At 72.0% G+C, this 10,885-nt stretch carries 8 protein-coding genes and 3 pseudogenes; 4 read left to right on the top strand and 7 right to left on the bottom strand.

What is annotated here, in order from left to right:
• From JNW91_RS13390 to JNW91_RS13380, 3 genes and pseudogenes are all read right to left on the bottom strand, one after another.
• Positions 1–1,292, bottom strand: a pseudogene (locus JNW91_RS13390) (helicase-related protein); the annotation flags it as partial.
• A 28-nt stretch (positions 1,293–1,320) separates the two neighbouring features.
• Entirely contained in the window at positions 1,321–1,521 is a 201-nt protein-coding gene (locus tag JNW91_RS13385; RefSeq protein WP_203175158.1) for a DUF397 domain-containing protein, read from the bottom strand.
• Positions 1,522–1,562: 41 nt separating this feature from the next.
• Positions 1,563–2,332 (bottom strand): annotated as a pseudogene (locus tag JNW91_RS13380) (helix-turn-helix domain-containing protein).
• Positions 2,333–2,555: 223 nt separating this feature from the next.
• Here JNW91_RS13380 and JNW91_RS13375 point away from each other — a divergent pair.
• The 3 genes and pseudogenes from JNW91_RS13375 (at position 2,556) to JNW91_RS13365 (ending at position 5,344) form a co-directional block, all read left to right on the top strand.
• Positions 2,556–3,196: pseudogene (locus JNW91_RS13375) on the top strand (GOLPH3/VPS74 family protein).
• A 49-nt stretch (positions 3,197–3,245) separates the two neighbouring features.
• Entirely contained in the window at positions 3,246–4,757 is a 1,512-nt protein-coding gene (locus JNW91_RS13370; protein ID WP_203175157.1) for an APC family permease, read from the top strand.
• Positions 4,754–5,344, top strand: coding sequence for a GNAT family N-acetyltransferase (locus tag JNW91_RS13365; protein ID WP_203175156.1), 591 nt, complete (start codon positions 4,754–4,756; stop codon positions 5,342–5,344). Before JNW91_RS13370 ends, JNW91_RS13365 begins: the two co-directional genes overlap by 4 nt.
• A 94-nt stretch (positions 5,345–5,438) precedes the next feature.
• Here JNW91_RS13365 and JNW91_RS13360 read toward each other — a convergent pair whose 3' ends face one another.
• Positions 5,439–6,263: a SigB/SigF/SigG family RNA polymerase sigma factor gene (locus JNW91_RS13360; RefSeq protein ID WP_203175155.1), complete on the bottom strand. Its 825-nt coding sequence runs from the start codon at positions 6,261–6,263 to the stop codon at positions 5,439–5,441.
• Positions 6,264–6,642: 379 nt separating this feature from the next.
• Between JNW91_RS13360 and JNW91_RS13355 the strand changes: the two genes are divergently transcribed.
• Positions 6,643–7,398, top strand: a complete 756-nt coding sequence (locus JNW91_RS13355) for a hypothetical protein (protein WP_203175154.1) — start codon at positions 6,643–6,645, stop codon at positions 7,396–7,398.
• Here the strand turns inward: JNW91_RS13355 and JNW91_RS13350 are convergent.
• The 3 genes from JNW91_RS13350 to JNW91_RS13340 form a co-directional block, all read right to left on the bottom strand.
• Positions 7,347–8,936 (bottom strand): phospholipase D family protein, encoded by a 1,590-nt coding sequence (locus JNW91_RS13350; RefSeq protein ID WP_203175161.1) that lies wholly within the window; start codon positions 8,934–8,936, stop codon positions 7,347–7,349. The two genes, JNW91_RS13355 and JNW91_RS13350, sit on opposite strands and share 52 nt — an antisense overlap.
• A 320-nt stretch (positions 8,937–9,256) precedes the next feature.
• Entirely contained in the window at positions 9,257–10,243 is a 987-nt protein-coding gene (locus JNW91_RS13345) for a pirin family protein (protein ID WP_203175153.1), read from the bottom strand.
• A 9-nt stretch (positions 10,244–10,252) separates the two neighbouring features.
• Complete coding sequence (locus tag JNW91_RS13340; protein WP_203175152.1) at positions 10,253–10,735, bottom strand: MarR family winged helix-turn-helix transcriptional regulator; 483 nt, start codon at positions 10,733–10,735, stop codon at positions 10,253–10,255.
• Positions 10,736–10,885: the final 150 nt, after the last annotated feature.

The raw sequence follows: 10,885 nt of genomic DNA, 5'->3' as shown, positions 1-10,885 counted from the left end.
GGTGCGCGCCGGCGGCGGCGATCGCCCGCCCTCGCGTGGTGATCCGACCGTCGGCGTCGACCGCGCCCAGAGTCACCAGGGTGTCCCGGGCCACCGTCATCGCGGCGGCCGGTGGCGCGTCGGGTAGCGCCAGACCGACGCCGTCCGGCTGGCCCCAGGCGGCCAGCTCCAACGCGAAGCCGGTCAGGTCGGCGGTGGCGATCTCCGGCTCGGCGCGGGCGGGCAGCCTCTCATGGGTGGCCGCGGACCAGCACCGGTAGACGTACCCGGCGGCCTCCCGGCCGGCCCGGCCGCCCGCTGGGTGGCGGCGGCCCGGGAGACCGGCACGGTCACCAGCGCACCCAGCCCGCGGGCCAGATCGATGCGGGGCACCCGGGACAGCCCGGCGTCCACCACGACCCGCACGCCCGGGACGGTCAGGCTGGTCTCGGCCAGGGCCGTGGCCAGCACGACCCGTCGCCGGTCGGCGGGACGCAGGGCGGCGTCCTGCTCGCTGCCGCGCTGACGGCCGTGCAGGGGGAGCAGCGCGACGGTGTCCCGCAGATCCGCGAGCCGGCCGGTGACGGCCGCGATCTCGCCGGCGCCGGGCAGGAAGACCAGCACGTCGCGTCGTGCTCGCGCAGCGCCCGCCGGACGGTGGCCGCCACGTGATCGAGCAGAGCACGGTCGACCGGCCCCGCTCCGGACGGAGCGACCGGCCGCGGCGGTGGCGCCCAGATCCGCCGCACCGGGTGCAGCGCCGACTCGGCCCGGACGACCGGGGCGGGGGTGGCCCCGCCGAGCAGCGCGGCGAACCGGTCGGTGTCCGGGGTGGCGGACATCGCCAGCAGCCACAGGTCCGGCCGGAGGGTGGCCCGAGCCTCCACTGTGAACGCCAGGGCCAGGTCGGCGTCGAGGTGCCGCTCGTGGCACTCGTCGAGCAGCACGGCACCCGTACCGGGCAGCTCCGGGTCCTGATGCAGGCGGCGGACCAGCAGGCCGGTGGTGACCACCTCGACGCGGGTGGACGGACCGACCCGGCGTTCGCCGCGGACCGCGTAGCCGACGCGTTCGCCGACCCGCTCGCCGAGCAGCTCGGCCATCCGTCGGGCAGCGGCGCGCGCCGCCACCCGACGGGGTTGCGCGATCACCACCCGACCGGTCACCCGGTCGGCCACGGCCAGCGGCGCGAGGGTGGTCTTGCCGGTGCCGGGCGGGGCCACCAGCACCCCGGCGCCGGCCGCGTCGAGTGCCGCGACCAGCGCCGGTAGCACCGGACGGACCGGCAGGTCCAGGGTTACGTCGGAGAGCACGGCCCAGTCTCGCACCGGCTCGGTTGGCTCACCGGCGGCGGAGGTCGCCGACGCCGTGCACGAAGCTGCGCCAGGCCGGCGCGGCGAAGGCGAGCACCGGACCCGGGCGGTCCTTGCTGTCCCGGACGGCGACCTGACCGTCGACTGTCGCGACCTCCACGCAGTTGCCGTTGCCACTGCTGCGCGTGCTGGTGCGCCAGTCCGCCCCGGTCCGGTCGTACGCCGTCATCCGCGGTGCCTCTCGTCTGCGTCGGCGTGCCGCAGACGCGGTCACGCAAAGTTACGAGAAGCCTGCTCGAGACGGGTCAACGACGCCGCTGGATCGAGCGCCATCCGGCACAGCTCCTCGTGCAGAAGGCTATACCCGAGCACTTGATCGACATCCTCCAGCGCCAGCCCCATCGTGAGGTTATCCAGGTAAACCACGGACGCGTCGGCGGCCTCGGCGAAGTTGAGGATCACGTACGGGGTGCTCATCGCCGGGTGCCCACCGGCCGCGAACGGAAGTACCTGGATTGTCACGTTGGGTAGTTGAGCGATCCGACTCATGTGGGCCACCTGTTCGGCCATCACGGCGCGCCGCCGACCGGGCGCAGCAGGACCGCCTCGTTGAGCACGACCGACAGGTGGACGGGGTCGTCGCGGCGCAGCACCTCCTGCCGGTGCAGCCGGGCGGCCACCTTGCGCTCCAGGCCGTCCTCGCCCGCGGTGCGCCGGTAGATCTCCCGCGCGTACGCCTCGGTCTGCAGGAGTCCGGGCACCGACTCGGCCTCGTACGTGCGCAGCGCCGCCGCCTCGGCCTCCAGCCCCACGTAGAACTCGAACCACTCCGGCAGCACGTCGCTGTAGTTCTGCCACCAGCCGCGCTGCTGGGCGCTCCGCGCGATCTCGATCAACGCCTCGGCGTCCGCGCCGGTCACCTGATAGAGCGCCAGAGCCGCGCGGACGTCGCGTGGCTTGATGCCGATCTGCGCGTTCTCGATCCGGGAGAGGTTGCTCTTGGACATGTCGAGCTGGCGGGCCGCCACGTCGAGGGTCATTCCCGCGCGCTCGCGGAGTTGGCGAAGCTCCCGGGCGATGCGTCGACGGCGCACGGTCGGGCTGGCGGCGGGTCGGATGGCGGGGGTGGCGATCACCGTCCGAGTCTGTCACGACGAGATCCGCAGGTCGCGCCTGCACGGAGTGCAACTTTCAAATCTGGGAGTTGCATTGCAGTAGCTCTCGGTGCATCCTTTCCCGGTTGCGATCACTGTGGACACACCCGTGCGGGAGGACCGTTTGCTCATCGCCGACGAGTTCTTCCTGATCGCCCACAACGACAGCCGTGGCAAGGCCAAACTGCACCCGGCGGCCACCGGCCTCGGGTTGGCCGCGGCCTTCTCGGTGAGCTGATCCTGTATGGACACATCACCGTCGCCGGCGGGCAGGTCACCGTCATCGACCGGCGTCCTCCGGCCGACGCGCTGGCGCACACCGTCCTCGACCAGTTGCTCGGCGAGTCCCAGCACCAGGCGGTGAACACCTGGCTCAGCTTCCTGTCGCAGAGCGCGACGACCTCGGTGGGGGAGCGGCTGGCCCGCGCCGGGGTGCTGCGCCGCCAGGAGACCCGCCGGCTGCTGCGGACCTCGGTCAACTACCTGCCGATCGACCTCAACGCGGTGGCCTGGCCGGCCACCCGGCTGCGCGCCCTGCTGGACCGGCCGGACCCGCCGAACGTGCCGGACGCGCTGCTACTCGGCCTGATCGTGGCGGCCGGGCTGACCCGCGAGGTGCTGTGGAGCGCCGGCCCCCGCGCCCACCACCGGTTGAACGTCCTCATCCCCGCGCTGCCGGCACCCCTGAAGGAACTCGTCGGGCACACCGAGGCCGCCGTCGGCGCCGCCGTGCTGCGCGGCTTCCCCTGACCCACCCCGGTAACCCCTGCCCCCTCCCCTCGACGACCGGAGTAGTCGTATGCCCCCGACATCGACAGTCGACCGACCCAGCAACGTCTCCGAAGCCCTCGCCCGGGGCCGCCTGGGCATCCCCTCGGTCATCTTCTTCGTGCTCTCCGCCGCCGCGCCGCTGACCGTGGTCGCCGGTGTGGTGACCACCGGCTACGGCGTCATCGGGGTGACCGGCATCCCGCTGGCCTTCCTGGTGGTCGCCGCGGTGCTCGGCCTGTTCTCGGTCGGCTACGTGGCGATGTCGCGCCGGGTGGAGAACGCCGGCGCCTTCTACGCCTACATCTCCCGTGGCCTCGGCCGACCGGCCGGTGTGGGTGCCGCCTGGGTGGCGCTCATCGCGTACAACGCGTTGCAGGTCGGGCTCTACGGCACCATCGGCGTCGCCGCCGAGCCGGTGCTCGACCGGATCTTCGGCGGCCACCCGCACTGGTCGATCGTCGCCCTGGTGGCGTGGGCGCTGGTCGGCCTGCTCGGCCTGCTCCGGGTGGACATCAACGGCCTGGTCCTGGCCGCGCTGCTGGTCGCCGAGATCGTGGTGATCCTCGTCTTCGACCTCGGTCAGCTGGGCAACCCCGCCGACGGCCAGGTCAGCTTCGCCGCGCTGTCGCCGGACAACCTCTTCGTGCCGGGTGTGGGCGCGGTCCTGGTGCTGGCGATCCTCGGGTTCGTGGGCTTCGAGTCCGCGGTGGTCTTCAGCGAGGAGAGCAGGGACCCGAAGCGGACCGTGCCGCTGGCCACCTACCTGTCGGTGGCGATCATCGCCGGGCTGTACGCGCTGTCGTCCTGGACGATGACGGTCGCCGTCGGACCGGACCGGATCGTCGCCGAGGCCGGCGAGCAGAGCGTCGGACTGATCTTCAACCTGGCCGCCGCGCAGCTCGGCGACACCGCGGTCACCATCGGCCAGGCGCTCTTCCTGACCTCCGTGCTGGCCGCGATGATCTCGTTCCACAACACCACGGCGCGCTACACGTTCGCCCTGGGCCGCGAGCGGGTGCTGCCGGCGGTGTTCGGGCAGACCTCGCCGCGTTCCGGAGCGCCGAGGGCCGCCTCGCTGGCGCAGAGCGCCCTCGGTCTGCTGGTCATCCTGCTGTACGCGGTCAACGGCTGGGATCCGGTGGTCCGGTTGTTCTTCTGGGGCGGCACCACCGGAGGGTTCGGCGTGCTGCTGCTGATCGCCACCACCTCGGTGGCGGTGATCGCCTACTTCGCCCGCTCGGCCGGCGGCGAGAACGTCTGGCGGCGGGCCGTCGCGCCCGGGCTGGCCACCATCGCCCTCGCCGTGATCATCTGGCTGGCCGTGTCGAACTTCGCGAACCTGCTCGGCGTCGCGCCGGACTCCACCCTGCGCTGGGCGCTGCCCGCCGTGTACCCGGTGGCGGCCGCGCTGGGCGTGGTCTGGGCGTTGGTGCTGCGCAGCAGCCGCCCGGACACGTACGCGCGGATCGGGCTCGGGGCGGCGAGCGCCGCCGCCGTCGTCAAGGCGGAGGCGCCGGCCAGCGCGGAGGTGACGCGGTGAGCGTGCGCATCGACCGGCTCGGGCCGGTGGACACCGCGCTGGTGGCCGGCCGGATCGCCGAGGCGTTCACCGCCCTGGAGGTGACGTACTGGCTGGTGCCCGACCCGAGCAAGCGGGAGGCGGTCCTGGCCGGGGACTTCGAGATCCTGGTCGGGCACGCGATGCGGTACGGCACGGTGTACGCCACCGCGGACCGGGCCTCGGTCGCGGTGTGGTTCCCGTCGGTCGGCGAGCAGCCTCCGCCGCCGGCGGACTACGACGTCCGGCTCGCCGCCGCGTGTGGCGAGTGGACCGACCGGTTCCGTCATCTCGACGAGTTGTTCGCGGCGAACCACCCGCATCCCGACCACCACCACCTGGCGTTCCTGGCGACGCAGCCGGGTCGCCAGGGGCAGGGGTTGGGCACGGCGCTGCTAAAGCACCACCACGCGTGGCTGGACGCCAACGGGATACCGGCGTACCTGGAGGCGAGCAGTCCGCGCAGCCGGGATCTCTACGCGAAGCACGGCTACCGGGCCTCGGAGCCGTTCCGGGTGCCCGACGGCACCCCGTTCTGGCCCATGTGGCGTGAGCCGGCCGGTAACTGACCGGAGCGGCATTGTCACACACGCGTGACGCAGTTCGTTCGACGTACGAAGCGGGGCCGGGTCCACGGACCCGGCCCCGCTGTCGTCAAACGACCTAGTACGTGCCGTCGAGCTGGCCGCGCAGCTTGGTCAGCGCGCGGGCCAGCAGCCGGGAGACGTGCATCTGCGAGACGCCGATCTGGTCGGCGATCTGCGACTGGGTCAGGTTGCCGTAGAACCGCAGGGTGAGGATCTTCTGCTCCCGCTCGTCCAGGGTGGCCAGCGCCGGGCCGAGGGCGACCCGCAGCTCGGCCAGCTCGAACTCGTTGTCCTCGCCGCCGAGCATGTCGCCCAGTTCGGTGGCCCGGTCGCCGTCCCCGGTCGGGGTGGACAGCGACACCGCGTTGTACGCGCGGGCGCCCTCCAGGCCCTCCAGGACCTCTTCCTCGGTGAGCTTGAGGTGGGCGGCGATGTCGGCGACCGTCGGCGAGCGGCCGAGGGTCTGCAGGAGCGAGCTGTTGGCGTCCGAGATGGCCAGCCGCAGCTCCTGGAGGCGGCGGGGAACCCGGATGTCCCAGGTGCGGTCGCGGAAGTGCCGCTTGAGCTCGCCGATGATGGTGGGGATGGCGTACCCGGCGAAGTCGACGCCGCGCGTCGGGTCGAACTTGTCGATGGCCTTGATGAGGCCGACGGCGGCGGTCTGGGCCAGGTCGTCGGTCGGCTCGCCCCGCCCGCTGTAGCGGTGGGCCAGGTGGTTTGCCAGGGGCAGCCAGGCCTCGATCGCCCGGTCCCGCAGCGCGGCACGCGACGGGTGGTTTGCCGGCAGCGCCGCCATGGCGTTGAGCAGGTCGGCGGCGCTGTCGGTGAGCGCGCGCGGGTCCAGCTTCGTGGCCGTCTTGGCAGTGGTGCCCGGCTGCTCGGTGATCGTTGGCGCGGTCATGGGTGGTCCTCCCTGCACCTCGTCCGCGGAAAAAAGACGTGACGCTTTTTGGTTTAGCTTCGTATGGGCCGTTCGGGAGTCACCTTAGCCTGATCGTCTTGCAGAAATCTAGCCGAAAGGCTGATGTACTTAAGGTATTTCCAATCATGAAACACCCAAAGCGGACGGAAGTCCTGCGACATGTGAGGTCTCTTACCCGTTCCCGGCCCATGTCCCGCCACCCGGTCGCCCGATCCGGACCCGGGCCGGTCGGTCGACCCCGGCCACCGGCCGGTCAACATGAAATCCGACATCAGGGCAGAACTGTCCGCTATCCGTCGTTGTCCCGCCGGTGGGACCGGCCGTAGCGTCGCGTGTACACACCCGGTTCGGAGGCACCGTGCTCGATCCAGCCGCTCCCCAGCTCGTCGTGAACAGTCGCACGCTCTACTTCAGCTGGCTGCCGGCGGATCCGGACGCGGTCGCCGCCCTCGTCCCGGTCGGGCTGCGCCCCCGCCCGGACCGCCAGGTGTTCCTCAACCAGTACGTCGTCGACGACGAGACACAGACCTCCGGCTTCGGCGCGTACTCGCTGACGTACCTCGGCGTCTCGCTGGCCGGCGTGGACGCCCCCGGCGGGCTCAACCCGGGCGGCTGGTGGACGCACTACGTGACCTCCAGCCGGCGCGTCCGGGAGTATGCCGCCGCCCGTGGTGCCCCGGTGCTCGCCGGGCGCACCCGCATCGAGGTCGACGGCGAGGACCTGCTCTCCGAGACCGAGATCGACGGGGTGCCGCTGCTGCGGGCACGGTGTCGGGTGGGGGAGACGGGGCACGTGATCAGCAGCGGGCACCACCGCTACTTCACCCGCCGCGACGGTCAGCTTCTCAGCTCGATCTATCCGTTCGTGGCGGAGCCGGTCGCGCCGTTCGAGATCGAGTCGGTGGAGTTCCTCCAGCCCGGGCACCCGCTGTACGCGCTCCGACCCGCCAACCCGTTGACCATCGGCTTCGGCTACTTCTCCCCGCGCTCCTCGTTCGCGTACCCGGGTGGGCTGGCCGTGCACCCGGGTTCAGCCAGCATGCCGGAGGCGGCCCGGCCGGTTCACCAGGTGCCCGCCAGTCTCGCCCGCAGCGGCCGGCCGTCCGGGTCGTAGACCAGTCGGTACACCGGCGACGCCCAGGCACGGGTGTACCACGGCAGCCGCTCGGGGCGGTGCGGACGCAGCCGACCGGGCGGGCGTTCACCCACCTGGCCGTCGTCGTACCACTGTTGCAGGGCGTCGGCGGCGGCCGTGATCGCCGCCACGGCGTCGGCCGGGTCGAGCAGATCGGCGTCGTCGCGACCGTCCGGGTCGCGGTCCAGGTGCTCGCGCCACAGCCGCAGTCGCAGGTCCCGGGCGAAGACCCGCGCCCCGTCGGCCCGCCCGGCGGGATCGACGGGCTCCCGCTCGTCGCGGGTGTCGTCGAGCACCGCGCAGGACAGCTCGCTGTCGTGGGTCCAGGACCGGCGGTTGAAGTTGTCGCTGCCCACGCTGGCCCAGACGTCGTCGACCACGCAGACCTTCGCGTGCACGTAGACCGGGTTGCCGGCGTGGTTCTCCACGTCGAACACGTGCACCCGGTCCGGTGCGGCCCGCTCGCACAGCGACAGCGCCTGCTCGCGGCCGACCATGTTCGGCGGCAGAGCGAGCCTGCCGTCCACGTCCGGGTGCCGGGGTACGACGGCGACCAGGTGCAGCTCGGGGTTGTCCCGCAGCGCCCGCGCGAACAGGTCCGCCACCTCGGTCGACCAGAGGTACTGGTCCTCCAGGTAGATGAGCCGGCGGGCCCGGTGTACCGCCTTGGTGTAGCCCCGGGCGACGGTCCGCTCGCCGTCGGGTGCGAAGGAGTAGCGGGGTCGGACGGCGGGGTAGGTGCGCAGCACCTGGATCTGGTGCGGCCCGCGGGCCGGCGGGTCGGCGGGCTGCTCGGGCAGCGGGTCGGGCTGCAGGTCGGCGCCGCGCAGCCGGTCCCGCAGGTACGCCATCGGGTTCTCCGAGTCCAGCGGCATCGGGTCGGTCCAGCGCTCCCGGAACAGGGTGTCCAGCGCGCCGACCACCGGGCCACGCACCGCGAGCTGCACGTCGTGCCAGGGCGGGTGGGGGCCGTACCGGGGCGACATCTGCACCGGCTGCGGGTCCCCGTGGTGGGCGGCGTCGTCGCGGCGGCTGTGGCACAGGTCGATCCCGCCGGCGAACGCGATGTCCCGCTCGGGCGCGCCCAGGTGCCGCAGCACCACCAGCTTCTGGTGGTGCGAGCCACCACGGCGGACCCGCTGGTCGAGCAGCACCTCGCCGCCGGCGGCGGAGATCGTCTCGCTGAGGTCGCGGTTCTCCGCCTCGCTGTAGGCGAGCACGTCGAGGTGTGAGCGCCAGATCAGCCCCTTGACCACCACGCCACGGTGGGCGGCCTGGGCGAAGAGTTGCGCGACGGTCGGGCCGTCCGGTCGCAGCCGCTGGTCCGGGTCACCCCGCCAGTCGGTGAAGAACAGGTGGTCGCCGGCGGTCAGCGCCTGCACCTCGTCGACCAGCCGGTCGAAGTACGCGGCACCGTGAATCAACGGCTCGGCGAGGTTTCCGGTGGTCCAGACGGGTAACCCAGAGACCGGGTTGGCCCGTTCCTGTGCGGTGAGGAACCAGTCCTGCATCGGCAACGTCCAGCCCCCCGAGGTCGACAACGTCCTCACGGTAGGACCCCCGACGCGGGTTCGCATGCCAGCCCGGCAGACCGGTGACCTGGCCAACGCCATCGACGACGACGTGACACCAACCGAGGAGGCCGCACTATGCCCCGCGAAACGACGAATCCCGTGACCGAGTACCGCGAGCCGGCGGTGGAGAGCGAGCGGGGTGCGCTGGTAGCGGTGTTGCTGATGGTGATTCTCGGTGTCGCTGGGATATTCGCGGTCTCCTGAGGCGGCGCCGGTGTCCCGGTGAACCGGGCACCGGCGCCGATCTCAGCTGGTGAGGCAGGTCAGGGTCGGGCGCCCTGGCCGCCGGTGTGCGGCAGCCGCTCGGTGGGGATCACGCCGAGTCGACCCGCCTTGAAATCCTCGAACGCCTGGAGCAGCTCGTCGCGGGTGTTCATCACGAACGGGCCGTACTGCGCCACAGGCTCCCGGATCGGCTTGCCGCCCATGATGTAGAGGTCCAGCGCCGGGGTGTTGCTGTCCTGCCCGGTGTCCGCGCTGAAGCGCAGCGCGTCGCCGGGACCGTGCACCGCGAGCTGACCGGTCCGCACCGGCCGACGGTCGGTGCCGACGGTGCCACGCCCGCCGAGCACGTAGACCAGGGCGTTGAAGTCCGGCTGCCAGGGCAGGTCGACCTGCGCGCCCGGCTGGACGGTGACGTGCGTGATGGTGATCGGGGTGAAGGTCGACCCCGGGCCGCGGTGTCCGGCGATCTCGCCGGCGATGACCCGGATCAGCGCGCCGCCGTCGGGTGTGGTGAGCAGCGCCGACTCCCGTCCTCGGATGTCCTGGTAGCGCGGCGGGTTCATCTTGGCCGAGCGGGGCAGGTTGACCCAGAGCTGGGTGCCGTGGAAGAGGCCACCGCTCATCACCAGGTGCTCCGGCGGCGCCTCGATGTGCAGCAGTCCGCTGCCGGCCGTCATCCACTGGGTGTCGCCGTTGGTGATGGTGCCGCCGCCGCCCTGCGAGTCCTGGTGGTCGAAGACGCCGTCGATGATGTACGTGACGGTCTCGAAGCCGCGGTGCGGGTGCCAGGGGGTGCCCTTCGGCTCGCCCGGCGCGTAGTCCACCTCGCCCATCTGGTCGAGGTGGATGAACGGGTCCAGGTCGGTCGTCGAGACCCCGGCGAAGGCCCGGCGGACCGGGAACCCCTCGCCCTCGAAGCCGGTGGGCGCCGTGGTCACCTTGCGGACCGGGCGGATCCTGGCGGTCTCGTCGAGGCGGGGGAGGCGGGGCAGGACGAGGACGTTGTCGACGGTGATCGCGGGCATCGCGGGCTCCTAACTGGTGGCGTGGGTGGTCGACGCGGCCCGGGCCGCCCGCAGGCGGTCGCCGAGCCGGCCGAAGACCCGGGTGAGGCAGGCGACCTCGGCGTCGTCGAGGTCGTCCATGAGGTGGGTACGCACCGACGCCAGATGGTGGGGTGCGGCCTCGGACAGGGTGAGCAGCCCGGCGGCGGTGAGGACCGCCTCGCTGCCGCGTCGGTCGTCCGGGCAGGGCTCCTTGCTGACCAGGCCGCGGCGCTGCATGGAGGAGATCTGGTACGTCAGTCGGCTGGGCGAGAAGATCAGCCGGCTGGCCAGCTCGCCCATCCGTAGCCGCTGGCCCGGTGCCTCGGAGAGCACGACCAGCACGTGGTAGTCGGCGAAGCTGAGGTCGCTGTCGGTCCGCAGGTCCTCTTCCAACTGGGTGAAGAGGCGCTGGCTGGCCTCGATGTAGGCGCGCCAGGCGGCCCCTCGGGTGCTGTCCAGGCTCTCGGTCACGTCCAGAACGATAGCACTCTTTCAAAATTTAACTAGTGCCTCTGAGCGTCGCCTGGATCACGTGTGAACGGTCGATGCGATGTCATCGTGCAGCTTTGAAAGAAGTGCCCCGTCATCCGGCGGCGAGTGGGCGGCGTGATGTGCCAGACT

The sequence above is a fragment of the Micromonospora parastrephiae genome (assembly GCF_016802865.1).
GTDB lineage: Bacteria > Actinomycetota > Actinomycetes > Mycobacteriales > Micromonosporaceae > Micromonospora > Micromonospora parastrephiae.
This window is presented reverse-complemented; position numbering and strand designations above follow the sequence as displayed.

What these genes read in the sequence shown, in the direction of transcription:
- JNW91_RS13345 (WP_203175153.1), bottom strand. Translation starts at nt 10,243, where the DNA reads ATGCCCGCGATCACCGTCGACAACGTCCTCGTCCTGCCCCGCCTCCCC.
- JNW91_RS13360 (WP_203175155.1), bottom strand. Translation starts at nt 6,263, where the DNA reads ATGACCGCGCCAACGATCACCGAGCAGCCGGGCACCACTGCCAAGACG.
- JNW91_RS13385 (WP_203175158.1), bottom strand. Translation starts at nt 1,521, where the DNA reads ATGACGGCGTACGACCGGACCGGGGCGGACTGGCGCACCAGCACGCGC.
- JNW91_RS13370 (WP_203175157.1), top strand. Translation starts at nt 3,246, where the DNA reads ATGCCCCCGACATCGACAGTCGACCGACCCAGCAACGTCTCCGAAGCC.